The sequence below is a fragment of the Segatella hominis genome (assembly GCF_019249725.2).
Lineage (GTDB): Bacteria > Bacteroidota > Bacteroidia > Bacteroidales > Bacteroidaceae > Prevotella.
Map to the genome: position 1 here is coordinate 2,342,104 of NZ_CP137559.1, position 26,473 is coordinate 2,368,576.

Here is a 26,473-nt window from a genome sequence, read left to right on the forward strand (position 1 = left end):
AGTTTCTACTCCGGCCAAGTATAATCTGGTATGCTGGTTACAGTCGCATTTGGCTCAAGATAAATGTTGCACTTCACAAGAGAGGTGATAATGCCCTTAGCGTATGTATAGAATGGCATTGATACACTCGTACTAGAAGTAGTCGCTCCTAATTTTCCCCTAGAATCAATGTAATTTATCCTCTCTATATTTTTGTCAAAGGAAATAAAACGATATCTTATATAAGAAATAACCTTGGTCACTCGTATTACCTGCTTGCCATTTGCCAAATCCATTGGTTGGAGGGTTCCAGCAGCTAATGTAGCAGGACCATTTTCTATTTTTTCTGCCCAAACCATGGTGGATACATTCTCCAATTCATTATCACGTACAGCGTATGCGGCAGAATAGTAAAGAGATGGTTCTTCTGCTACAGTCAGCATATTGGCTATGACACCACCGAGATCTGTATATTGGATTGCCTCCCACAAACGTGGATCTACATAGATGGAAGAGTTGTCGCCTGGAATCTTATAGATACCATTGTCAGCCAGCATCTTTTTCAAGAGGTCAATCTGCGTCTTGGCGTTTGCGTCCTGCTTATTCTCCAGTGACTTGATGGCATCTTCGATAGCAGTCTTCAATTTACCATTGGAAGCAACCACGGAAGCAGTACCATCTGTTATAGCCTTGTTGAGGTCTGCGGTTTGCTTTGTGATAGCATCTACGACACCAGCAATGGCCGTGCTGATAACATTGCCGTTCTTGTCGATAGCAGCAACAACTACTTTGCCGTTCTTGTCGATAGCGGTAACGATATCGCCTCCCTGCTTATCTACAGCGTCCTTCAGGCTCTTGAGATTATTCTTCATGCTGCCTTCCATATTGACGATAGCAGTCGTGTTGTCGGCAAGTTTGACAGACAATTCACCAGACATCTTATTGATGCTATTCCCCACCGTCTTGAAGCCAGATACTAAGTTCTTGTTGAGATCCTTCAAGGTGGTGTTCAGTGTCTTCAACTGAGCATTTGCGTTTTGCAACTCAGTGTTGGTACCTTTCAACTGGATGTTGATGGCAGTTAAGCCAAACAAGAGCGTCCTGCCGATCCTCCTTTCCTCTGCTGTCACCTTTGCCAAACCACTTGAGATGGCGGTGTTGATAGCATCCAACTTAGATTCCAACAAAGCATTCTGACTCGCAAGAGTTGCATTCAATGTATTGATGCTACCTACAATCTCTGTTGCTATCAGTTTACCAGACTTCGTGATAGTCATGCGCAGCAACTTACCTTGCTTCTTGATAGCTTCTGTTTGTGTACCGATGGCATCAGTTTGTGTACCGATGGCTGTGACAATCTTGTTGCCCTTGTCGTCCACGGTCTCGTTCAATTTGTTGAAGCCATTCAAAATAGTCGTATTGAGAGTACCCAAACTTGCTTGTGTATTTGTATCTAAGGTCTTGATGGCACCTGTGTTCTTGTCAATCTCCACCTTGATATCTGCCAAACCTGTAGAAAGAGCTGTGGTGAGTGCTTCAAATCGGCTACTCAAAGATGCAGTTTGGTCGTTGATAGCCTTGGCGAGCTTGTCAGTTTGAGTCACGATTGTTGCACTGAGAAGTTTCTGCTGCTTGTCAAGTTCCAGACGGAGCAAGTTGCCGTTCTTGTCCAATGCTGTGATGATATTACCACCTGTGGTAGAAATCTCTGTCTTGATAGCCTGGAATCCAGAAATCAAAGTTCCGTCAATCTTACCCAAGGACATGTTGATACCATTGAGGCTTACCTGTGTATTCGTGTCGAGCAACGTGATGGCACCTGTGTTCTTATCTACGCTGACCACAACATTCTTCAGACCAGTCTCCACTACGGTACTCAAGGCTTTAATGCGCTTGTCCAAAGTGCTGGTTTGGTCATTGATGGCAGCGATGAGCTTGGTTGTCTGACCTACGATGGTGGCACTGAGAGCCTCCTGCTGCTTGCCCAATTCAACACGGAGCAAGTTGCCGTTGTTGTCCAATGCGTAGATGACATCATTGCCTGTCGTAGAAATCTGCTCTTTGAGCAACTTAAAGCCATCTGTTAACGAACCGTTAATCTTTTCAAGGCTTGCGTTTGTATTCTTATCCAACAAGGTGATGGCGCCTGTATTCTTATCTACGCTGACCTTCACATCGGTAAAGCCAGCCTTCAAGGAAGCGTCCAAGATGGCGAAGCGCTCCTCCAACGACTTCGTCTGGTCGTTGATGGCCTTCACGATGGCATCCGTTGAGTTCAACAAAGAGGTAGAGAGCAACTTGCCTGTCTCGTCAATCTGGAGACGCAGCAACTCACCGTTGTTGTTCATGGCAACAACAATGCTCTTGCCCTGTTCGTCAATTTTGCCTGAAAGGGTGGTGAATCCATTGAATATGGAGGTGTTCACGTCCTTCAATCCTTGCTCTGTCTTCTCGCTGAGTACCTTGATGGCACCCGTGTTGGAGTCAATAGCAAGTTTGATATCTACCATATTGCTCTTCAGCAGTTGATTGAGGGCATCAAAACGCTCTTGTAAAGTCTTGTTTAGGTTGTTCACAGCATCGACCAACGCTGAATAGTCGTTGATGAATGTGTTTCCACCATAGTCCACGTTAGGTTCTAAAACCTCCGTACATGCCGACAGGCTCAAGGCTGCGACAAATAGCATTGGATAAATTTTCTTTTTCATAATCTTTTAGGTTTAAAACTTCTTTATTTTACTTATACCTTATATAAACATAAAATAACTCACAATTACATTCACATTACCAATATAAAGCAATCAGAAGCAAAGTTAATAATCTTTTACTTTTTTGTTGATAACCTTGTCGTGTCATAGTCAACGCTTGCAAATTTATGAAAATAATCTCAAAGTGTGGTGAACGTGAGTTTTTTCTCGTGAATATCAGTTTTTCCACATGAACGCGCGTTGGATTATACATCTTTTAACTAAATCCGCCTCATATTCACAGAAAAAGCACATTGAAATGTAAGTATTGGTGTAATTTTTAGTGGTGAGAAATAGCAAAACAACAAAAAAAGGTGCGGAGAACACCACACCTTTGTACAAACAAAACAGTTTGTCAAATATCTTTATGAAACATATTCTTCTATCAAACTATAGTCAAAACCCTCCAAACGCTTGCGGGCGTTAGAAAGTGCCCAACGGTTCTTGAATCCACACAGCTCTGCAGCCATGTCCTGACTCAGATTTGAGTTGGATGTCTCCATCAATCTCTCATAATGTCGAACACGAAAGGCATTTACTAACTTGTAAAAACCCACCTGGGTAATGAAAGTGCCAGCCAGGGTATGTTTCATCAGGGTAACATCACGAATGACGTCCACTCGCTTCAGACTTGGCTCTAAGTAGCGACGGCTCACGATGGTAAGTACCTCTTTCTTTACGGCTTCCCAATCCTTCTCTGCCATCTGCTTTAGCAGGGCTTCCTTGTCGATGCCACCCTCCACATCTAAAACTACCTTTTGGCAAGAACTTACTTTTTCGTCTGTTTCGGACGAGGCAGAATTTTCAGGTTTAAAATCCTCGTTTCGCCGCATTATATTTTCAAGGCATTCCTTTTCCATACATTCCAGTTCCTCTTTCACCAAAGGAGAGCGTATGGCTTTGTTGGGATGGAGAATCTGGCAAAGAAAAAACACCATGAACACAGCCATGAGGATATTTACCCCCATATAGACCTCGCGACTTTCCGAAAGAAAGACTATCCACATGATAGTAAAACCTATGAGTGGAAGCCTAAATACTTTCTTGGCAAAAGCATAAGGAAAGTCATCTTCATTGGAATAATTCTGTATGTTGAAATTATCCAATTTACGACTTAACCACCAACATTCTCTCATAAAGCCGTAGGATAGTAAAAGGCTTATGCCGCCCAATCCATATTCCCATTCCTTTTGATAGGGGGTAAAGACATCTCCATTACGAAACGTTACAAAGAAAAACATCACAATCAAAAGAAGAAAGGGCAAGATGAAGAGTAGGTTGTAGAGGGCTTTCTTATTCAAGTCTTGTATATTGCATATAGTGTTCATTCGAAAATATCGGAAGAACAAAACTGCAAAGCAGATAGGGTAAAAGATGATTCCGAAACTTCGTGCGAAAAACCAAGCGTCAGGATCTGATGGGCATAGCACATATGGAAACTGTAAGACTACAGCTCCATAAAAGAAGGTTACTTGGCGGCGTGCAGGGTAGAAGTAGTCGCCTTGTTCACTATAAGGATGGCACATGTGGCGCCATCTGATGATGGCACCGAACACACCTGATAAAATATAAGTGAAGCAAGCCAAGGAATAGTAAATCTCCGGGCTTGCAAAACAAGTAGATAGTTCCATATGTTATAATCTCTCCTATTTCTATCTAATGATTTTCTTGTCGTCTCTTTGCATTGGATAAGAGTCCAGCTTTTTCATGCAATATGCCTTAAAATCATTCCAATGATAATAAGGAGCCACATCACTCTTGATAGGCAAGGTAGCCTCATCCTCATTCAGAAGGACCTTCACCAAGATATCATTCGGCTTCTTCTGATTGCGATAGAAGACAAACTGCAGGTTGGTTGCCATCGGAGTAATCTTATAATCAAACCACATTTTGGCAATATTCTCAGGATCCTTGATAAGCGCACCATAACCATTCAGGTTGAGCAGACAGGTAAGCGGAGTCACCATCGTATCATGACCATATCTCAGCGTAGCGCCCGGATGCTGGAGAGCGATGCAACTGTCAGCCTTCTCGATGATATTTCTCAAGAGATTGCGCTGAGAATAAGGCTGTTCGGCACCAGTATAAGGAGAATATCCGTATGACATCTGCCACCAGGAATTGCTTACCACCCAATTCTGATAGATTTCCTCCTCATTGAAGAGGTCGTAGAGAGAAACCTTGCCACGCAGTTCAGTACCCTGGATAGCCCCAGCCATCTCAAAGAGTTTCCAGTTGAGGTCGCGCGGATTGATATTCTGCTTCACCCAGTACGGATCGTTGAAGAGTTCCTTCATCACGCGGTCATAGCAGTCGTGCTTCTTGGTAAATTCCTCCTGCACCGTCTTTCTTCCGATACAATTCTTCAAACTGTCCAGTCGCTTATCCGACAGGTTCATATAATACATATCGTGATAACTGGCATCATGGAAGATATGGAGTTGAGGATTCATGCGAAGCATCTGCTGCAGACCGTTTTCCATCGAGAGAATGCATCGGATAACAACGGTACTTCTCGCCTCGATATTGGTTTTACCTGCAAAAATCTCCGGGAATCGCTCCATCATTCTCTTGGTAATTCCCTGATGCTGGATAGCTCCGAGCGGCGTCAGTTCGCCATCCCTACCCTTAGCATCATCACGTATCAGTTTAACTTTTTCCAATGTTTCCTCACCCTTGGCAGTCAGTTTACCCTCCTGCTTCGCCTTGAGCAAAGAAAAGTAAGGCACATCGTAGGCCTTATTTCCTATCATATAGCGTGAGCCATGGCGACCATAGTGACTCAGATAGAATGGTTTGTATCCCTTAGGAGCAGGAGTAAGTTGCTTCTGAGGACCACGATAAGCCACATAGTTACTTGCAGAGAGCGTAATATCCCTCTTGAAATCCTCCTGTGGAGTCTGCGCCAAGGCACTGTTTCCTGCCAGCAATACCGCAGCAAACAGCAATACTTTTTTCATTTCGTTTTTCATTCTTTATCTGTATATTTTTATTTCAGGCATTTAGCCCAACATCGATTTCTTCAGAGAACATGAGTGCCGAATTCAGCCGCATCGGTTAAAAGACTTACATCTTCTTCTCAGCCTGCAAAAATAGTAAAAATTCAGCAAAAAAGCAAGTAACTTCAAAGTTTTTTATATTTTTCTTCTTTTAATTGAAATATAAGTTGTATCTTTGCAGCCACAAATGCGCTTGTGGCGAAATTGGTAGACGCGCTAGACTTAGGATCTAGTGGTTCAGGCCGTGTAGGTTCGAGTCCTATCAGGCGCACTGAAGAAAATCCTAACTGCTTGATAATAAGCGGTTAGGATTTTTTCTTTTCTATTTTTGGCAACATTTTGGCAACATATTTCAATGCTAATCTATAGTAACAGCCAAAAGCAAGGTATCATTTTACATACTTTCACACTATTTCATGCCATTTAGTAACGCTCTTTTAATACGAATATTCTTCTAACCTATTTAAACAAAAACTAAATGAGGTATTCATCCATGTTTGTCCACGTTTTGCCAAAATGATACAACTGAACAAATATTATTGTATCTTTGCATTCTAGAAATGTTCAACTCTAAAATATATAAGTAATGAAGAAACTAGGAAATCTTTTATGTACAGCCATAGCCTTAATAGCTATGACTTCATGTGGTGCTTTCAAAAGCTATGTAGCAGACTATTCTATTGGATTAAAAACTGTAGAGAGTCCTGCTAATGCAAAACAGCAGTTTGGAGATACTAAGGTAGTAAACTTCCAGGATGGAACAACCAACAAGTATCGTTATGAAGATGATTATATTAATATCGTATGGTATGTTGGCTCCAAACAGTTTAATTTTGATTTAACCAACAAGTCCGGACATACCCTTAAAATTAATTGGGATGATATAAGCTATGTTGATTACAAAGGCCAAACTGGTCGAGTAATGCACTCTGGTGTGAAATACAATGAGCGCAACAACAGTCAACCAGCCTCTACAGTACCTAAAGGTGCAAGTTTATCAGACCTACTCTTACCTACAGACAACGTCTATTTCGTATCTGGTCAATATGGAGGATGGAGAGAAAAGTACTTGATACCATGCGTTTATAACGATGCTGCCACAAGAGATGCACAAGCTTCATCATATGTAGGCAAGACTATGACTATCATGATGCCAATCATGATAGAGAATGTACAGAATGATTATACCTTTACATTCAGCATTGACAAACTATTAAATAATTCTAAGTAGTTCCACAAACTGTATAACAAAAACAAAGCCATCTGTTCAAACAGATGACTTTGTTTTTGTTTATTGCATTTTCAACTATTAACAATCTCTATAACTTTGATCTCTCCATTAGTTCTATAATTGCCAACATTTAACCCTCTAAGCACTTTATTCGCCTCCAGGATATCACCCTTTTTTATTTTACAAACAAAAAGAATATCCCCTTCTTTCAAACTGCTATTCTGGGTTGAAGTAACTTTAAGAACGTTTTGCCCATCTATTGCACATACTTCAAAGTTCACAACTCGGTTCAAATACTGAATCATTATTCTCGTACCAACCTCTAAGGCATTGATATAGACAGTTTCATCTTTATATCCCCATTCACTATCTAGCATCTTTGAAGAAGAATAAATGTCCCAAGATTTGTACCCCATATACAATGCTATTGTATTAAGAGTGTACTCGCTCGTTTTTCTCTCATCATTGATGTAATTAAATAGGCGCTTTAGGGTTGTTACGCCAATAGTTCGTCCAGTATCCTTATATATATAAGATGATAACAGACCAAAATCTACGGCCTTATCAAACATAAGTCCAGACTTTCTTTTAATATCATCAATTATAGTATCATTTAATATCATACTTCAATCTTTATGAATGAAAAATTATCAGAAACACGAGGAGCAAATGAATCAAAATCATCCTTCTTGTTTTCATTATAATCCACTACTCTTGTCATGTCAAGTTCTTTATGAAGTCCATCCGTACAAAGGATAAAAATATCACCTTTTTCGATTTTGACTTTACGTATAGGAGCAACATCTACCGGAACATCGCCCATTATAGACTTTGTGACAACAGAAGCATACTTATCATAACTTGATGGTACAAGACTCCTTATCTTAGCTAATTCATTTATGACAGAATGGTCTTCCGTGCGATAGACTTCTTTACCATCCCTATACATATATATACGACTATCACCCAACCATGACAGATATGCATACCCCTTAGTAATAAAGAGAACAGTTACAACACATCCCATCTTTGAGACACCAAGCGCTATACGTTTCAGCATAAGTGCATCGTTAGCAAATGAAATAGCTTCCTTCAACAAAATGGCAGGTTCAAAACTTGTATAGTTTAATTCGATAAAGTCTAGCAAAGCGTCACCAACTACCTTCGACGCCATAGCACCTTCAGAATAGCCTCCCATGCCATCAGCAACAACAAATGCACAAGATTCTTCAGAAAGAGAACCATGAACAACATAGTCCTGGTTCTCTTCCCTACTACCTTTGTTTGTATATTCAAATACCTTCATATATTACTTCACCGCTTGAATCGTATCACCACCATGTTTTGTTACACGAGGGCGTATGCTTATCTTTATTGGACGTTGAGTAATAGCTTTGTCTGAAGCCTTGTTTGCCCACAGATAAGCTTCTCCAGAACCAAGTGCAGCCATTTCTGTTGCAGTAAGCGTTTGGAGCGGAGTTATTGCCTTTTGAACATGTTTTACCCATGCAGGAGAACTGAATCTATGCATAACAACAATAGAACTTAGCTCTATAATCTCCGTTGGAAGACTCATTGGATCCTGACTGGCAATCATGATAGAAACTCCTTTATGACGCATCTCACGAATGGCTGTTGTTATAGAACTAACCAATTCCTTATTGTTCATATACTTGTGAGCTTCATCAAAAACGATAAACTTGTTGAATGCCTGGCCATCAACCCTCATCACTGAAGAGAAGATATTAAGCATTACCACAAAAAGCCCAAGAGCCTCATCTTTTTCAATGAATTCATCACGCAAGTCAACAATGATAAGCCTTCCTGGTTTCAAATACTGTTGCAACTTATTTCCATCCGTGATATATTCTTCAGCGAAATCAAGTTTTTGTTCTGCAAGAGAACGCTGAGAAGAACTCATGTGATTACTGTTTGCCACACCATTTCGGATGTTTACTAAACTCATATCATTACGACATGCCTTCATTATCTGCTTTAACTCCTTTATATAAGTAGAGTCATTTCCCATAGCACCAAGTAAAAACATCCAGTCCTTAACAGACAATTCTGAAGAATCAAAGCCAATAGAATGGACTTCAAGATCAGGATATTCCGACTTTCTGGTTTCAACCTGGCTTTCAGGAGCCAATAAGATTACATCCTTAATATTGCCTGGCTTTGCACCATATTCTGCTTTCAGCTTAGCCAATTGACCAGACTCATCGTTTGGATATACCATAGAAGTAAATTCTGGAGCATAATCCATACTGTCACTATAGTGGAATATGACACTTGCCATCGGAGCTGGCAGCTTATTCACCTTGGAAAATTGACGAAGTACCATCTCTGTTATGGAACCAATAGTATAGCTCTTACCGGCACCCTGAACACCAAACAAGCTAACTGTATTACACTCGTTCAAATCCAGACCTATGACACGCCCATTACTAATCATCTTACCCAGCACACCATACTGAGGAGAAGCACCATTTTTTCCTATGATTACATCGCAATTTGGCTCTTGATAATCCGGATCCGAAATTTCTTGCGATACATTTTCTATAGTCACATTACCAGCACTGCCATTCCCAGATTGAGACTGCCCAACATGAGACTGTTCTACAGGTGTAAACGAAACTGACGGCTGTTCATTTTGTTCATTTGACGAAACAGCCGTATGTTCAGAACTCGGTTGCGTTTCTACATCAGATGTAACTGTTGTTTTCTTCGGAATGACAATCTCGCATTCATCATTTTGCTCAGATTCTTCAGTATTCTGATTCTGCTGAAGAAGAATGGCATCATCCACATGCACATTCACCGGACTATATGTAGGCTCAAAATAATCAACAAATTCTTTGTCCATAGCCTCAAGTGCCTGTGTATCAAGAGAGCCTTCTGTATTTAGAATTTCTCCTATCACAGGTTCGCCCATAGTATAAATCACAGCATCCCCATAGAAATCTTTCTTCTGACGTTCCATTTGGGTAAAGTCGAAAACCACTCCTAGTTGCTTGAAACGGATTGTATATCCATCAGCCAATTTGCTCAGAAATTCCAAATATTCATGAGCATATAATGGATCCAACTGTCCATATCGCATTGCTCGGCGGATATAGAACTCCAGAAAAGACTTCAGTTCAAGCACCTTTAACTCTCTATCGAGACGGTCGTACCCATCGACGGCCATTTCAAAGTGAGAACGAAGGGCAAAGATGGTATTTTCTATTTGATTAACCATCTTAGCATGAAGTTCTTCCATATTGTAATGAGCATTGCGGCACTTAATTTCAACTACTGTAAAGAGTATCTCTTTCTTTGCAGAATCAATTTTCACAACAAGATTATCTGCACGCTCCTTATTTTCGTTATCCAAGTCCACAAACAGCTCCTTATGGAGGTCAATCGGAATAAGGAAAGACTCTTTGGTAATACCTTTCTTTTCTAAGAAGCGTTTACACAAAGTTGTTCCTATAACCTCAAATCCCTTACGAGAAGTTGCGTTAACCTGCATGATAAGCGAACTACTTACAGAACGTACATCTTCCAGTATCTGCTTGAAATTCTCATACTTTTCCAGATTAATACCATATTCCTTGAACAAAGGTATCATCAGAGCTCCAATTTCGCTTGTAGGCTTTGTGGTCAGATATGATGACACACCTGTTGCTTCCTCGCCTGGAATATAGTCGAGGAGATAAAGATTATCATTATCACCCAAACAAGGAAGATCATAGAACTCTGGTCCCATATTCTTATCAAAGGTGATTACCCAGTCGCTACTGTCATGTACGAAAGATAGAAGCATCATGTCATTCTCCTTCAAGCGGAGAGTTGTTGCCGGAACAGATTCTTCAAGCGTTGAAGAAAGCAATTTACCTGTAGCCTCTTGCAGACGAGCGAACAGGCTGACTTCCATATTTGCCGACTCAGATACCGGATTTGGCAAAGTCTTATTTGAGAAATAGCGATTCCAAACAAATGACTTACCTTCCTTTACGGCATTAACCACATTTCTGCAAATCGTACCATTCAAATAGAAAGAACGGCTCAATTCATCAGGACGTACTAATTCGGTATTGACGGCAAATGGATTTACCAGAAATGACAGATGTGCCTGATACTTGTTATGATCATCTATAAAATCGCTAACCCTATTCAACGAGAAGCGCAGTTTTGGGAACAAGCGATTAGCAGAAACTTGTGAGAAGACCTCTGCCTCAGGAGCACCAGCAGCATCAGGATCAAGTAAATCCTTAAAGGCTTCACCTGATTGCAACATGTTGTTATCTGAGAACAAACGCACTTCATAAGTCAGTCCTATTCCCAAACCGATTTTCTCCAATTCAATAAGAGCCTGTGCAAATACCGCTGCATCACCGGCATTGAACAAGTTGATAACCAGTTTATCTGTATAAGGATGAGATAGTCCGTAATTGAAAAGATGACGAACAACCAACTCTTTACTTACATCGCTGTCTATTCGTTTCTCACGAGCCACATTCAGCAACATTGCTGTATATGATTTCAACTGGCGGTAACCTGAAGCAAATGATTCCTGACCAAAGGCAGGTTGTGCATATGCACCCCAACCGAAAGTAATCTCTCCGATGTATTGGTATGCCTCTTTCAAAGAGTTCTCACAGAGTATCAGCGGAGCAATTTCCATTGGCAAGAGACCTAGGAATAACTTATCCAATTTTCTATACCAGGCCTTACGATACAACGGGTGCTCCAGTGTCTTTTCTTCCCAGTCTTGATATAACTCATAGAGATTTACCATCCAGGCAAGACGCAATGGATGAAGTGGTGTGATGAGTTTTACATGGGTATTTGAACCATCTGGCAACTCAACAGTGAGACGAACAGTATCAAGATTCTGGAGAGTAATAAATTGCTCTTCATTCAAATTCTGTTCACCCGCATTTCTCAACCATGTATCATATTCAGACAGATATGCTTTTACAAGACCCATATTTGTCGTGAAATCAGTAGTACATACCAAACCTGCTCCATGATCTGCAGATTCACGAATCACGGCAAACAATTCCTCACGCAATGCCGAAAGTTCATTTGGAATATTCAATCCTTTTGCTTCGACGAACAATGGAAATTGTCTTGCCTTGTCAGTTGGGTCCAAGAGTTTTGTATCTGTAGGATTTCCACTAAGAAAAGCCTCCACATGTCCGAAAGCCGAATCATTCTGCAAGAAAGTTGTTTCAAGCTGAATCAGCTTCTTAGGCAACTGTATCTGATAAGCATAAGCTGCGCCAAAATCAAATTGGTATGTATTGTTGAGAGACCCCTCTATCCAAGCATTTCTATCCGTTCCTCCCTGAGGGAGTTCCAACTCTTCACCCTTATAGAGATGGGTACTGCGATAATGTATGATACCCTGAGTAAAACTGTTTACTTTTCCACGCTTATCAACAGTACCATCATCTATGAAATCATCTTCTGTGATAGTAAAACTTTCTGATTCGTTACAATACGCCACATGCTGCTCCAAACGAAACTGTTCCATCTGGAGATTTGGATTTTGCTCTTTAGCATCAAGCCAGGCAGCCTGTACTCGCTCTTCCTTAAATTCTTTCAAGGCATCAAGAACGATTCCATTTTCGTCAAGAGCACGAACACGGAGCAGATATTCACCTTCTTCAAACATACCATGAGATATATTCAAGGAAAGTTTTCGGGAGGCACGCTTATTGGTTCCTACCTTTGCCTTTTTCAAAACCCCTACTTCTGAGAAGTCATCGATTTTCACCAATGCGATCTCAAAAGAAAAGATATCAGGATAGTCTTTTGGAGATGGATCTGTAGTGATGGTAAATGATACCTTACCTTTCTTTTCCTGTGGGATACCCAAAACCAAAGTTCCCGTATCAGCATCACGAACGAGTTCTTTCTTTGGTTCCTTTCCAGGAACAATATCCACCTTAACCTTTATAGGCTTATCCTCAATACCCTTATCAATCCATGGCAATTCTGCATAGTTGAATTCTGGGTGAAAATCATGGATATTCTCAAAAAGAGACAGTGCATCCTCTATATGATCTGTCATCGTAAAGTCTTGCATTAATTCCTTCTGAACGGTATTTCTAACCAGAGGTAAACTTGCAATTCTATCGGCTGCAGTTATAGAAAAATCTGCCATCACAGATGATACCTTCTCTTTATTGAGCATGAATCTTCTTCTTACAGATCCCTCGTTTTTTACAAGATCCTTATCTGGCAACATACCAAACAGATAGAGCCCATTTCCCCAAGCTTCATCGGCATACTGCTCTATTTCGAGATAAAGCAGATATTTTACCACCGCTGATCTTGAAGGCTTAATCTCTTCAAACAAATCTGTCATCTGTTTCCATAAATACTTTTTCTCCTCAGGCAACTCAACTATGAGTTTCATCATGAAAGTATCTTGGAGTTTTGCCACAGAAAGATTCTGGAACGTAGCATCACCATAAGAGTCTTCTGCTGATGTACGACTGTTTGAAGGTACAAGAACCAATACCGACTTATCTGGATTGTTTCTTAACTCAATCAGTTTCGTTGCATGTATAAAATCGTCACCCTTCTCTGTTTCCGAAAGAATGAATACTTCCATATTACCATTCAAAGGACGGAGCAGTGGAAGCAATACACGCAGTTCTTTCATCGCCAAGCCTGTAATCTTCATGCAATGACCAGGCTTGGCAGCTTTCAGCTTTGGCGAATAGCTTTCAACGACATGCTGAATAAAGCGTTCATAATATAATGTTTTAATATTTTCCATTAGTCTTCCAATTTATAACGTGGACGAATTTTTTGAAGGATACAAGCATCGCTCATATCTGTGTAGAATCCAATCTGACGCAACTTGTTCTTGAAAGCTTCCATATTCAGATGGAATGCTGCATTCATTTCTACATCAGCATCAGCAAAGCGCTCGTCTTCTATACCATTGATGATGAGACCGTAACGCTCACGGATAGCACTAGCCAACTCATCGATAGAGAGTGAACGGGTTTCGTAACCACCATTCGGTTTTTCTTTGAGCACCAGAAGCTGAACCATTGTTTCCAGCAACTTGCTTCCAAGAGCACCTCGACGTGGATGGCGCTTAGAACGGCTGTCGGCCATCAGCATAGAAGAACTGTTCTTCATCGATACTGCATCTATGAACTCTCGAAGATAGCGATATTGGCTGGCTCCTAAGTTTGACTTCTCCAAAACATGTACAAACATATCAAAGTAGTCATTCTCAGGGAAGAACTCCAGCATTTCACGGAAGTCGTTTTTGTCAAACTCCTTTTCATCACTGTTAGGAAGATTATTCTCTATATCCTTGAGTTTCACTTCATAGTACTCACCCTGCTTATCATTGTCTTCTTTCAATATGCGGAGAGCCTCATCCACGCTACAGGATTTTCTATCCTGTATGATGTCAATCATATAAGTAGCACGAATATACTTACCATAGCTGTTTTCCATACGCTCTATGTCCTTACAAGCATATGGAGCTACGATGCTATCCAAGTTATCTGTTACATCTACCACCATAGACCAGTCATCCTCTACCTCACGAGTGCCTGCCTCTATCATCTTAGGCAGAAGATAAACAACCTTCATGGTATAAAGTGTCAGATGCAATCCGCAAAGGATTCTGAGATAATCGATGAAGACGGCTCTCGGGAGTTTATCCTTGTAAATCAGCAGTCTGCGGATGTCATCTGTAAACAAGGCCGCCTGCTTCTTCAACAATGGCAATGGAATGACATCCACCTCCTTGTTCATACTCTTGCGTTCGCGCAATGGCTTGGTTATGTAGAGAATGCCTGTAGTATCTACATCAAGTTCCTCCTGCGTATTAATCTCACCAGAAGATTTATCCCAACCCTTACTCAGATATTTTACTAACCCATTCATTACCTCTGGATTACTCTTCAGCATCAGGTAAAGTTGGTCGGAAGCACGATAGTCTCTACAATATTTACTGTTCTGCACACGGAAACTAAGCAGGTGGAGCGGCTTCAAGGCAGATACATGTTCCTTGATAACATTACCACGGTTCACCAGTTCCAACAATGAGCTACGAAGCCAGTCTTCTACACCATCAGGATTGTCAGTTACACCATTGAGAACATCCTGGGCTTCTAATTTTTCCAAGTTATCTTTAAGTATATCGATGGTGTACTCTTTTCTAAACGCCAACGATACAGGCTGTCCACCTGCATACATCTTAGTAAACAGATTGGTAAGAACACGATCCAATTTTACCGACTTAAAATCCACATAGAGCAAGTCTTTATTCAAGAATGGGACGGTTCCTTTCTTTAATTTCAGTATCATAATCGTATTCTCCTTATGCTTTAAGAGGTTCTATAACTATATGCTTATTATTGTCCAGACGAACTATGGTGAATTTTCTGTTATTCTTCGTAACGAGAATTTCCGAGTAAGTCTTTGCCTCCAAGAGGTTCTTGAATATCTGAAGTTCTATGAAACGACCACGCAAATCGTTAACGGAAGGACTGAAACCTGCACGAATATATTGCAACATTTCATAAAGATCAAGACTGACTGTCAACTGGATGAATTTATCCATCTTGTGACGGAAAGTCAAGCTGTCACTCTCATACTCAATATACTTTGTCAAATGATCAGTCTTATTCACAAACAGTTCAAACTCATCTAGAGGAAATCTGCGATAACTCTTTGATATAGGATCAGCCACATTAGAACTTGCCAACAGAAGATATCCCTCCGTCAACAGAACATTGTCACAGCCTTCACTTGCCGAGATGGCACGTGCCAGATCCTGCTTGGTTTCGTTCAGTGATTTTTCATCTTCAACACGGAGTTGCTCTTCAAACTTGCTGGCATAACGATACGGCAAACGTCTGCGGTAGTCGATGGTGCCCTCAAAATACTGATGACGCACAAAAGTCTTGTGGCGACTAGTAACCTTCATTCTTATTTCGTCAGACTTTACTTCGTATGCAGGTATAATTACATTATTTTCATTGAAATCATTCAGCAGACTATGCTTTCTGTCGCTGAATATCAGATATTCATCAGGGCGCTTACTGCTGTAATAGAGATCACGGTCGAATGCAGGCAGGGCAACACCAGCTACATCAGTTTCACGGAGCAATTTAACCAGACGGTCATTTGAGTCAAGTGACGGAAGTATGAAATCATCCACAGTTCTTTCTACTGGCGCTGTAAGATTAAAATAATAGTATTGCCAATAGTATTCTGGAATACGTTCTGTCTGAACATATTCTACCAGCTGCTTTACTTCATCACAAGAGTAGTCACGAGTAAGCATCCATGCTATCATTGAGCGGAGATCACGCATAGTAATGTGAAGTTCACGCTTATATACGATGGTTCTAACCAACCATTCAAGACGGCTGATTACCTCATCTCCAGCACTGCTGTCCTGGAACGTATCTACATTATATTTGATATAGCATCGATCAGCTATCGGACATCCTTCACACTTTGACCACAATTCCGGACGAGTAAGTTTCTTAACCTGCTGAGCCAACAGACTTGGAGTCTGACCATCCTTTGCAGTTACAGAGCGAAGGTTCAAATTGATAACCATTAATCCCGGAAGCAGTTCTACATGTCCTTCTTTATAAAAGTACTCCTCAATGTTGTCTTGAAGCTTTTTAAACTCCTGTCTCGTAGAAAGGAAATCAACCAATCTACCTTCGTTAATGGCAATTACACGCCCCTCAGTAGCCTTTGTATAGTCTGTCTGATTTGTAAAAGGAGCAAGGAACTCTGCCAGCACATCGTCATTTGCCTTATCATCTTCATCCTGAGAACCATCATAGTTTGATTCAAAGCGCACTCCATTGAGATAGAAACAAGATCCATTGTTCGAATCATACGCCTTCTTGTCTGTACCTTGACTTTCAATTCTATGGATGAATGCGGTCTTTCCGTCTCCGGCATTACCGGTAATGATTATCAGCTTGTACTTCAGATTCTTGATATCCTTGATCAGTTCCTTATCAAGCTTTGTCTCAGAATAGGTAAGATCATCAAAAGCATGAGCTTTTGAGCCAGCACGAGTACCGCTATTGCCATGACGACTTTGACTATATAGAGAATTAATATAGTCAACAGGATTTGCATTTACCGTAGGAGAATCGAGGATGCATGAAGTATCCTTCAATATTCTGTCAACACCAATCTTCTGTAATGCTTCAAGCATCTCTTTTGCAGAAGTAAAACGCTTGGTTCTATCTGTTATGATAGACTTCATCACAAACTCTGCTATTTCATCCGTCAGCTTATCATTATACTTACGGATATCTGTTGGCAATGTATGAATACTTGGACGCATGTTGCTACCTGGCCATGGATAAGCATGAGCCAACAGTTCATACATAGTAATACCCAAAGCAAAGGTGTCGGCAGACTTGTCCCAATCAATCTTATTGCCACTTACAATCAGGTCTGGAGCCATATATGGAAATGTACCGCCAAACGACTTGTCATCTGTAGTAGTAGATATATTGAAATCTATCAGCTTATAAAGTTGACGCTTATGCCACATGATATTACTTGGCTTGATGTCTCTGTGATAAACTGGCGGATTTTGCTCCTCCTGCATATATTTCAGTGCTCCAAGTATCTGGATAGCCATCTTATATACCTCATCAACAGGCAAACGAAGGTCACCCCTGGTATAGTTCTGAAGGTTTTCTCCTTCAAGAAGTTCCATCAGGGTATAGAACAATCCTTGCTGAGTTCTATCAATATATTTAAATTCAACGATATTAGGATGATGAAGCGATTTCAATGCCTCAAACTCGTTAATAGCATTATCCACCGATGCATCACGCTCAAATATCTTGATGGCAAGATATTGCTTCTGCATATCATGCCATACCTTGAACACACGTCCAAAGCCTCCCTTACCCAGTATTTCATGAAGTGTCAATGAAGGAGTTACCTTCACTCCTGGCTTCATATCTTTCAGATACCAGGTTTTCTTCTCTTCTGTTTTTCCACCAGTTGTAGAATGAACGGTCTGGATTGTCTTCTTTTCCTCTTCTATAGAGTTATTGATAAACGTGATAAACTCATCTGCATCTTGCCATCGTTCGTCTAAGTTTGCCACTATCGTATGCTTCACGATTTCATCCATCCATGCCGGCAAATCTTTTGAGACCTTACTTGGCAACAGGTCATCTGGCAGTTTACCTCCCATTACTGCACTGAAAATCAAGCTGCTATCAAATGGCTTTTTACCGACCATCAGCTCATAGAAGATGACACCCAACGAGAATATATCACTACCTGCACAGGCATCGTTTTCCATAAATTCCGGTGCTGAATAGGGAGATTTCATGTCAATGTCATTCTTCACCGTAAAGCTGAAGTCAGAGTGTTCTACAAACCATGCCATGCCAAAGTTGGCAAGAGCAGCCTTACCACCTTCAAACACATATATATTCTCCGGGCAAACGTTGCGATGGAATACCTGTTCCTGATGAGCAGCCTTTAATGCATGCGCCACATCAAGGATAATACTGATCTTATCTGTCTGCTTAAAGGTCTTCAAACGCAGTTTGCTGCGGAGTGAACTTTCATCCTGATAACGGCTGATTTCATAATAGTAAGTCTGCTCCTCATTCATACGACAGATGGTCTGAACGATGTATGGAGACGTACCTATCTTCTCCTGGGCAAGACTTGCATTCTGAACCTTCAGCGTAAGTTCCTCCAGTTCCTTCGGACTCTTTCCTACAACATCAAGAGGATATTCACGAATCTTATAATGTGCTGTGGCTATGAGCTTTGGCACACATAGATATTCTGTAAATTCTTCCGTTTCCTGAAGTACTTCCTCTATCTGATAGTTGAAAATTTCCGTACGTTCTGTTTTGCGACGTTCTACAGATTGACCGGTCAGTAAATCGGTCAATTGATTCTGTAAATCGAGGATTGCCCCTGCTTTTCGTCCTACCCTCTCTGGATTGGTCAAGAAATCAATAAGCTCATTACCCAAGGTAAAGGTTTGTCCGTAACAGTCGCAGGTAGGATCAAGTCCGAACTTAGACTGCTGCGGATGACTCAGAGTTATAGCCGTCTGAATCAGACCGAAATGCCAATCTGGATGCTGATTTTTTATTTTACTTGCAAGAATACGACTTTTAAGACCTGCTGTCTTATGTGGATTAGCCACCTCCTGACCACTACGGAACCAAGCCCAATCATCTCCTTCAAGATTGCCAGCCCAGTCTTTGTTCTCAAGGTGATAAACTGCATGCGGAGCTACCACAATACAGTCATACTCCCAATATTTCATAACTCGGTTGGGACCTGTTATCGGGATATTGAGATTCGGAATGACCATATAGTTGTCTGGCAGTTTCACACAAAGAAAGTCCAGCAAGCGCTGTTCTCCAGCGTTCACAGGTCCATCATCATGTATGGGTTTTCTTAATTGTGCCATATTGTTTTGTTTTTAAATTAATACCTGCCACTCTCCGTGTTTTCTTCCGCCAACACGTTTCAGCAAGCCTTTCTTCTGTAATTTTGCTATAATGAATTTTACTCCATCCTCCGTAATATTACCTAGTGCATTAGCAGCATCTACTCTGGTTGCCTTAGGATTGCCTTTAAAGTATTCCAATACTTCCTTTTGGGTAGTATCCAAATTCTTTTGGGTAGCGATTTCTCTCTTTTGGGTAGTACTTATATCCTCAAATTGCTCCTTTTGGGTAGTAGAATCACTCTTTTGGGTAGCGTTTTCTCCCTTTTGGGTAGTACTTATATCCTCAATTTGCTCCTTTTGGGTAGTAGAATCGCTCTTTTGGATAGTTCTCGGTATTGTTACCTTAAACTCTTTTCCGTTTACATCGTTTTCCAACCGAATATCAGGATATTCTGCAAGAATACGGACGATGCCCGAACCTATACCTTTATAATATAAGGCATTGGTGGCAAAGGTGGCCATATATGGATTACGCTGGTAGGTCTTACCATTGCGTATATCCTCTTCTGTTAGTCCGCCAGCCAAAGCTCCAGGACTGATTACCTCCACTCTGTCGTCAAAGACGAAAAGGCGGATGGGAGCAGGACGAAGCAGATCACGATGCACAAGTGCATTCTGAACAACTTCTTCCAAAACCTCTTCTGCTATCTCCAACTTGCCTAACGTATTGAACGATGCTCCTTCTTCCTGCACATTGTGCAGATTGGCTTTGAGAAAAGCCATGCTCTTGTTGTAAAGCTGCGACATATTGCCCAATATTTCTTTGGAGTCACGATATTGTGTGCCTGCGAGATCATTTCCGAAAAATGATACGGCTTTTACCATGCAAGTTGGACAATTGTACTCTGGATGTTTGCCAAAGAACAGGTATCCGGCAAGTGTCGGTACGCCATGATGGTTAAGAATATGTATATTCTTTAACACCTGCTCTGCCTTACCTCCAAATCCGTCTAACGTCGTAGCATAAACCTTCTGAAGGTAATCGTCAATGGCGTAGCGGTCAAGATCATCAAATGTCGTACCATTCACACCTGCGGCATCTGGTTGATAACTGCCTGAGTCTTGAAACAGGGCAAGAATCTCCGAGTTCTCTGTAATGCGGCGTTTGTCGGCTCCTTGCTTCACCCAAATTTCTCCGTTGAGATTCTTGTAAGGCTTGTTTTTACCTTCCTCGACAGAACATATCAGGAAATGCTTTTTTTCCATGCGCACAACCTCCGTTTCAATATAGATAGTTGGGCGCACTTGCTCATTGGCAGCATTGCCAAGTTCACGACTGATTACCTGAATCTCATCGTATGACAGACCTACAAGCTTGCCACATTTGTCTTCCACACCAAAGAGGATTACTCCACCTTTGGTATTGGCAAAGGCAATCATCTCTTTTGCTATTTCCTTCTGCGAAGTAAACGATTCCTTAAACTGTACCTTAGTGGTCTCACCACAAAGACACAGGTCTTTAAAAGTATCTTCTGTCATCATACAATCATTTAATGCTTGTTCCACTTCTCTATTTCTTGCTCGACCATGGTGATGGCTTTGCGCTCATATTCTATGGCTTTTCCCATCGCAGAACTATATACCATAACTTTATCATGAATATCATCCATAACCTTTTTATCTATAATAGGTACAGGAATCAATTTAAGGTGTGGCGGCTCTACATGCTGTATTACAGAGCCAAAGATATATCTTTGAATCAGTTTCTTACCATATTTAGAAGCCAGAAAAGCATATACATAGCCTGCTCTGAGGATGTCATTCGGAGTTATCCGAATGACATCCTCAGAAGCAAGCTTCTGAGCATGTCCGGCATGCGCCCAAGCGACATTACCAATGGTACCAGAGCGTGGCAATAGTATAGTACCTTCTTTGATCATTAGAGCTTCTATATTTGCTGTTTTTTTAGAAGACAAGCGTTTCTCACTATCAGGAGTAGCAAGGAATATGTCTGCACCCCCCAAGAAAGTGATACCTTTTTTAACATAATATCTTTTGAATATGTCTGGGCGTGAAATATTTGAACATACTTCGCCTAACGATTTCCACTCATAATGTTCTTTTATATATTTATCAATATCCTTACCTTCAGATATATGAAAAGAAGCTTCAAATCTTTTATTTATAGAGGTCAGAATCTCTTTAGACGACACCTTACCCAAACAGCTTTCTTTAAACGGCATAAGAAACAATGTGTCAAAATAGCCAATCGCATATTCAAGCGCATCTGATGCATTCTCTCTTAATCTCGCCGCCTCTTGTACCAAGTCATTTACTTCTTCTTGGAAGAATTCGGCAAAACAGGGTACTTTGATGTTTCGTACATGTTCGGCATTGATATGTTTGACTACACCGCCAAACTGAGATTGAGTAAGTTGGTTATATCCATATTTCGATGCTAAAAAAGCATACAGATAGCCTCGAAGATTTTTTTCGTCATTGGGTACAATTCTAATTAAATCGTGAGTTGCTATATGGTTCTCAAAGGAAGAATTTGTATATGTAACATTGCCTATAGTTCCAGAACAAGTAACAACTATCCAATCTTTTTTCAGCATAAGATACGACAAAATAGATGCTTGTTTTTTAGACAAGTATCTACCTGTGTCCAAATTAGCCAATACCGTATCTGATGCTGCTAAATAAGGAATGCCATGTTCTGCATCTTTTACGAAAATGCGGGAAAAAATATTTCCAAGGAATACATTTTCTGTAGCATCCGCAATAGACACTTTCTCAAAAGGTACATTTTCAACTTTTTCTCTAAGAGTGATAGCATCACTTAAATGAAAAGAGGGATCAAATCTTTGAGTAGAATGTACGTTTTTTGTATTTACAACATTATATTTCATACTTTTCCCTCCTTAAACTCCTTATATGCCTTCGCCACCTTCGGTAGATCATCCGCCAAGTGCTTGATACGTTCTCTACGTTGTCTTACTACCTCACGTCCGTTATCAGCGTATGTGAGCCATTTTTTATAATGTTCAAACAGAATTTCAGCTCCGTCATCGTCCTTTTCATATACAGGAACGCCACGACGATCTTTGCCTACCTGTTCTACAATTGCCATAAATACGTCATAGTCCTCATTTGCAATAGGCACAAGCATTTCAGCATCCGTCTTCTTCTGAAGGAAGAGGAGCGATGCCTGCACACCTACCTGTGGCAAGAATGTCTCTACTGGCAAATCCACACTTGCCAGGAGTTTGAAATGCTGGAGAATCCACAAACGTACACTCTCTGTATTTGGATTGCCCAAAATACCATCAGGCAATACGATTGCCATTTTGCCGCCAGGCTTCAAGAAGTTGTAACATGCCTCAATAAAAAGTACTTCTGGAGCCTTGCTGCTCAATTCATATCGCGCAGCAATCTCCTGATCTACTTCTACTTTCGTACCAAACGGAGGGTTCGTAAACACCATATCAAACTTGCCCTGTGCGTTTGTTGCAGGAGTTTCAAAATGGAAATCACGGTCGGCACTGTGACTGATACTTTCATTTACAGCCTCAGCAATATGAGGAACATCCGGTTTGCTACCAAAAGGATAATCCAGAGAGTTGATGTTATAGATATTTGAGTGTCCGTCACCGGCCATCACCATATTCATACGTGCAGCCTTCTTCAAGTCCGGGTCGAAATCGAAACCGAATATCATCTTCTCGGCATACTCTCGAACAGCATCATCCACTTCAGCAGAGTTCAGTTTGGCTTCAAGGTGCATCTCGTCCAATTCCGGATAGAAATTACGGGCTATCTTGTGGCGCACATGGTCGAGTACCATCACAAGGAAACCACCCGAACCACAAGCAGGGTCGAGCACACGACAATTCTGATCGGGATCAAGCATTTCAACCATACATTTGATAATATTACGAGGTGTAAAGAACTGACCAGCCTCCTGCTTCAGCGTGTTGCTTACAATGGTTTCATAAGCTGTACCCTTCACGTCAACCGTAGCATCAAGGAAAGAATACTTTGCCAGTTCACTTGCTACAAAAGCAAGACCACGGTCGGAGAGCGTAATTTGCTCACTGCCATCGAACACATCCTTAAAGACATGACTGTCCTTCAAATCCTCGAAGATTCCCTTGATTCGCTCAGCAACAGCATGCTGACCTTCTGGAGTATTCTGTTCTTTCACACCCACCCAAAAACGACGGCGATAACTATTGCCCTCTCTTGCATCAGAGAAGCGACGTTTCTCGTCATAGAGCTTGCAGAATATCAGGTTGAGAAGTTCCCAAAAGGCAGTTTTCTTCATACCCTCGTTACCATAGATATAATCATGACAACGCTTAAAGGTCTTGACAAGCGATTCATTGGCAGGTTTGCGTGGCACAGCTCTTTCGCCTTGTTTTTCAAGGTCTTCAAGTGTCTGTCCCTCGGCAGGGAAATCAGAAATGGCCTCACAGGTTACCTGTCCGAAATCATCTTCAAAGGCATGTACATATTGCAGGTCTTCACCGTTTGTCCAACAGGCAAACTCGCAATCTGTAGTACTCAGAATATTTTCTGTTGTAGCCTCAACACCGGCCTTTTTATCAGTTGGCTTCACTTTGGCATTTTTTGCTACAATGATAAAGCGGATTAGCTCATCTTCATCATGGGCACGACCAGCATTAAAGATGGCCAAATCCACTTTTTGAGTTTTGTTCTTACCAGTATCAACATCCTCATACTTCACCTTATAGTCACGCTCCATATCCTCAGAAGCGAAACCATATTCTTCCGTCATCATTGCAATCATCGACTGCAAAGTCATTTCTTTTTCTGTGGCTTTCACCACACGATTAGTGAGTGAACACACCATTTCATTCTCACCAAGAACAATCTCGTTATTATGAGAAGTCTCTATGTTTTTTTCTACTGTTGCCATTTTATTTGCGAAATTAATAAATTAATTCGAAGCACTATCCATTTTGCTTCATCCAAGTTGGTCCAAGTTTAAATCTATCTGTTTGACCTGAAAATTGGCATACTCGCATCATTTCGTCGCAATAGGCGAAGGCATCTTTATATAAAAGGCATCATCTGTTGAGGAATTAATCAGTTCCTTCACATCAACCTGTAAAGCCTTCGCTATTTCAAACAACGTTTCCAAACTTGGCTGTGCTGTATTTGTACACCACTTAGATATGGTTGCAGGATCTTTGTGTAATTCTCCTGCAAGCCATTTGGCAGTACGTTTTTTCTCTACCAGCACTAGTTTAATCCTATTTAAGTCTTTTTGATCCATGACCTTTATTTAAATTATGCCACAAAGTTACAATGATATTTCTAAAATAACAAATAAAAATTGTATATTTTTCATAAAATATTGCGTTTTAAGCAATTTTTATTGTTATTTCGATTAACAACTACTATCGCTATTATATCAATTATTATTTTCAGATTTACCTTCGAAAAGCATTTTGAATGCGATATTTTCACTTTCAAGCGGTTAATATAACTTAAATTAAATTATAATACGCTTTAACTATGTGATATTTTCACTATCTTTGCACAAAAATAAATTAAAATATAAAAAATATGATTATAAGAGTCAGAATTAGAAATTTCCTTTCATTCAACAAAGAGATCGAATTCTCTATGATACCAGGACAAGGAAGACTAAAAAAAGAGCACAAAACTACGCCTATCGGCGGATATTGTGTATTAAAAACTGCAGCCATATATGGAGCGAATGCAGGTGGTAAAAGTAATTTGGTAAAGGCTATCGCTTTTATCAAATACCTAGTACTTCATGGTACCCGACCAGATAGTCTCATTGACTACCATAAGTTTCTATTATCAAAAGAATCTCAAAACGAACTTTCAAAAATAGAAATAGAGTTTCAGGCTGGGGAAAAGAATTTTGATTATGGAATCGAATTCAACAATGAAGAAATCGTCAATGAATGGTTGTATGAATTTACCAAACGTTCCGAGTCTATGATATATGACAGGAAAGAAGGTAAATTTACTTTAGATGGTCTATTCAAACGCAACAAATCAGACGAATCCAGACAATATTTACAGTTCTTTGCACAATCAACTCCAAAAAACCAACTCTTCCTCCACGAGGTGTTCTCAAGGAATATCAAAGACAATGTTGATAATATAGAGGATCTCACAGCTGTTACAGATTGGTTTTTAAATACATTAAAAATAATTTTTCCAGGTACACCATATAAACATGGAGTAATGCTACAGGCTGCAAATGACAGTGAGTTACAACGTTTCTACGCTGTTCTTCTTCGCTATTTCGACACAGGCATAGATAGTATCAAGCTAAATGATGTTGACATTGACAAATTGGGTATTCCCCAAGACTTACTTCGAGATATAAAAACAGACTTATTAAAAACAAAGGACAAAGATGCCTATGGCACCCTTTCGTTTGACGATGAGCTGTACTTGGTGTCAGCAGAAAATGGACTAATCAAGACGAAAAAACTCATCACAATCCATAAAATGATGAATGGTGACAAAAATGATATAGCAATGTTTTCTCTTAGCAACGAAAGTGATGGAACCAAACGTTTGTTTGATTATATTCCACTCATATTAGACTTAATAAGAGGAGCAAAGGTTTTTGTTGTGGATGAAATAGAAAGAAGCCTTCACCCATCATTGGTTTACCGAATTTTTCAACTATTTCTCGACACATGCAGCCAAACCGACAGTCAACTCATCGTTACAAGTCACGAAACGACATTAATGACTCAAAACCTTCTAAGAAAGGATGAAATCTGGTTTATGGAAAAAAGCGAACTAGGTGAGAGCAAATTGGTTTCTTTGGAAGAATATAAAGTTCGATTTGACAAAGAACTTCGTGGTAGCTATTTAGAAGGTTCTTTCGGTGGCATACCAAAGTTTGACGACAAAGAACTTCAATCTCTTTCTAACCAAATTACAAATTCAAAAAGTAGTATATGCCAAGAGAACGTAAAGCATTAAAACGTATATCCAACAGAAAGTTACCTCAGAAGAAGCGACTTTCGGATTATAGCAAAAACATTGC

Annotated in this window: 14 protein-coding genes and 1 tRNA gene; 3 read left to right on the forward strand and 12 right to left on the reverse strand. The window is 40.4% G+C overall.

Annotated elements, in window-relative coordinates; translation table 11 throughout:
- Positions 1 to 5 precede the first annotated feature (5 nt).
- The 3 genes from KUA50_RS09665 to KUA50_RS09675 all read right to left on the reverse strand — a co-directional run bounded on the left by KUA50_RS09665 (position 6) and on the right by KUA50_RS09675 (position 5,686).
- Positions 6 to 2,687 carry a hypothetical protein gene (locus KUA50_RS09665; protein WP_218457028.1) on the reverse strand — a complete coding sequence of 894 codons (2,682 nt, stop codon included), beginning with the start codon at positions 2,685 to 2,687 and terminating at the stop codon, positions 6 to 8.
- 404 nt (positions 2,688 to 3,091) lie between these two features.
- Positions 3,092 to 4,357 carry a hypothetical protein gene (locus KUA50_RS09670; RefSeq protein ID WP_218457027.1) on the reverse strand — a complete coding sequence of 422 codons (1,266 nt, stop codon included), beginning with the start codon at positions 4,355 to 4,357 and terminating at the stop codon, positions 3,092 to 3,094.
- A 21-nt stretch (positions 4,358 to 4,378) separates the two neighbouring features.
- A complete protein-coding gene (locus KUA50_RS09675) occupies positions 4,379 to 5,686 on the reverse strand; it encodes a histidine-type phosphatase (RefSeq protein ID WP_218457026.1) in 1,308 nt (435 codons plus the stop codon).
- Between the two features lie 228 nt (positions 5,687 to 5,914).
- On the opposite strand from KUA50_RS09675, the gene KUA50_RS09680 reads away from it, so the two are divergent.
- Positions 5,915 to 5,996: transfer RNA gene (locus KUA50_RS09680), tRNA-Leu, on the forward strand.
- Between the two features lie 315 nt (positions 5,997 to 6,311).
- On the forward strand, positions 6,312 to 6,956 hold the full coding sequence (locus tag KUA50_RS09685) for a hypothetical protein (protein WP_218457025.1): 645 nt from the start codon (positions 6,312 to 6,314) through the stop codon (positions 6,954 to 6,956).
- Positions 6,957 to 7,027: 71 nt separating this feature from the next.
- Here the strand turns inward: KUA50_RS09685 and KUA50_RS09690 are convergent, their stop codons facing one another.
- From KUA50_RS09690 to KUA50_RS09730, 9 genes are all read right to left on the reverse strand, one after another.
- Entirely contained in the window at positions 7,028 to 7,579 is a 552-nt protein-coding gene (locus KUA50_RS09690) for a hypothetical protein (RefSeq protein WP_218457024.1), read from the reverse strand.
- Positions 7,576 to 8,262, reverse strand: coding sequence for a PP2C family protein-serine/threonine phosphatase (locus KUA50_RS09695; protein ID WP_218457023.1), 687 nt, complete (start codon positions 8,260 to 8,262; stop codon positions 7,576 to 7,578). Before KUA50_RS09695 ends, KUA50_RS09690 begins: the two co-directional genes overlap by 4 nt.
- A gap of 3 nt (positions 8,263 to 8,265) precedes the next feature.
- Positions 8,266 to 13,734, reverse strand: coding sequence for a methylation-associated defense system ATP-binding protein MAD8 (gene mads8 / locus KUA50_RS09700; RefSeq protein WP_218457022.1), 5,469 nt, complete (start codon positions 13,732 to 13,734; stop codon positions 8,266 to 8,268).
- A complete protein-coding gene (gene mads7 / locus KUA50_RS09705) occupies positions 13,734 to 15,290 on the reverse strand; it encodes a methylation-associated defense system protein MAD7 (protein WP_218457021.1) in 1,557 nt (518 codons plus the stop codon). The genes mads8 and mads7 overlap by 1 nt, the downstream gene beginning before the upstream one ends.
- Before the next feature lie 13 nt (positions 15,291 to 15,303).
- Positions 15,304 to 19,422, reverse strand: coding sequence for a methylation-associated defense system protein kinase MAD6 (gene mads6, locus KUA50_RS09710; RefSeq protein ID WP_218457020.1), 4,119 nt, complete (start codon positions 19,420 to 19,422; stop codon positions 15,304 to 15,306).
- A 12-nt stretch (positions 19,423 to 19,434) separates the two neighbouring features.
- Positions 19,435 to 20,970 carry an RNA-binding domain-containing protein gene (locus KUA50_RS09715; RefSeq protein ID WP_218457019.1) on the reverse strand — a complete coding sequence of 512 codons (1,536 nt, stop codon included), beginning with the start codon at positions 20,968 to 20,970 and terminating at the stop codon, positions 19,435 to 19,437.
- Positions 20,955 to 22,316, reverse strand: a complete 1,362-nt coding sequence (gene mads5, locus KUA50_RS09720; RefSeq protein WP_218457018.1) for a methylation-associated defense system restriction endonuclease subunit S MAD5 — start codon at positions 22,314 to 22,316, stop codon at positions 20,955 to 20,957. The genes KUA50_RS09715 and mads5 overlap by 16 nt, the downstream gene beginning before the upstream one ends.
- Entirely contained in the window at positions 22,313 to 24,346 is a 2,034-nt protein-coding gene (gene mads2, locus KUA50_RS09725) for a methylation-associated defense system DNA methyltransferase MAD2 (protein WP_218457017.1), read from the reverse strand. The genes mads5 and mads2 overlap by 4 nt, the downstream gene beginning before the upstream one ends.
- A 108-nt stretch (positions 24,347 to 24,454) precedes the next feature.
- On the reverse strand, positions 24,455 to 24,706 hold the full coding sequence (locus tag KUA50_RS09730) for a helix-turn-helix transcriptional regulator (RefSeq protein WP_218457016.1): 252 nt from the start codon (positions 24,704 to 24,706) through the stop codon (positions 24,455 to 24,457).
- A 353-nt stretch (positions 24,707 to 25,059) separates the two neighbouring features.
- Here KUA50_RS09730 and KUA50_RS09735 point away from each other — a divergent pair, with 353 nt between their 5' ends.
- Positions 25,060 to 26,409 (forward strand): AAA family ATPase, encoded by a 1,350-nt coding sequence (locus KUA50_RS09735; RefSeq protein ID WP_256624264.1) that lies wholly within the window; start codon positions 25,060 to 25,062, stop codon positions 26,407 to 26,409.
- The last annotated feature ends 64 nt before the right edge of the window (positions 26,410 to 26,473 follow it).

Excerpts from the sequence above, each read along its gene's own strand:
- KUA50_RS09665 (WP_218457028.1), bottom strand. The coding sequence starts at position 2,687 with ATGAAAAAGAAAATTTATCCAATGCTATTTGTCGCAGCCTTGAGCCTG.
- KUA50_RS09690 (WP_218457024.1), bottom strand. The coding sequence starts at position 7,579 with ATGATATTAAATGATACTATAATTGATGATATTAAAAGAAAGTCTGGA.
- mads6 (WP_218457020.1), bottom strand. The coding sequence starts at position 19,422 with ATGGCACAATTAAGAAAACCCATACATGATGATGGACCTGTGAACGCT.
- KUA50_RS09695 (WP_218457023.1), bottom strand. The coding sequence starts at position 8,262 with ATGAAGGTATTTGAATATACAAACAAAGGTAGTAGGGAAGAGAACCAG.
- mads5 (WP_218457018.1), bottom strand. The coding sequence starts at position 22,316 with ATGAAATATAATGTTGTAAATACAAAAAACGTACATTCTACTCAAAGA.
- mads2 (WP_218457017.1), bottom strand. The coding sequence starts at position 24,346 with ATGGCAACAGTAGAAAAAAACATAGAGACTTCTCATAATAACGAGATT.
- KUA50_RS09675 (WP_218457026.1), bottom strand. The coding sequence starts at position 5,686 with ATGAAAAAAGTATTGCTGTTTGCTGCGGTATTGCTGGCAGGAAACAGT.
- KUA50_RS09685 (WP_218457025.1), top strand. The coding sequence starts at position 6,312 with ATGAAGAAACTAGGAAATCTTTTATGTACAGCCATAGCCTTAATAGCT.
- mads7 (WP_218457021.1), bottom strand. The coding sequence starts at position 15,290 with ATGATACTGAAATTAAAGAAAGGAACCGTCCCATTCTTGAATAAAGAC.
- mads8 (WP_218457022.1), bottom strand. The coding sequence starts at position 13,734 with ATGGAAAATATTAAAACATTATATTATGAACGCTTTATTCAGCATGTC.
- KUA50_RS09735 (WP_256624264.1), top strand. The coding sequence starts at position 25,060 with ATGATACCAGGACAAGGAAGACTAAAAAAAGAGCACAAAACTACGCCT.
- KUA50_RS09730 (WP_218457016.1), bottom strand. The coding sequence starts at position 24,706 with ATGGATCAAAAAGACTTAAATAGGATTAAACTAGTGCTGGTAGAGAAA.
- KUA50_RS09670 (WP_218457027.1), bottom strand. The coding sequence starts at position 4,357 with ATGGAACTATCTACTTGTTTTGCAAGCCCGGAGATTTACTATTCCTTG.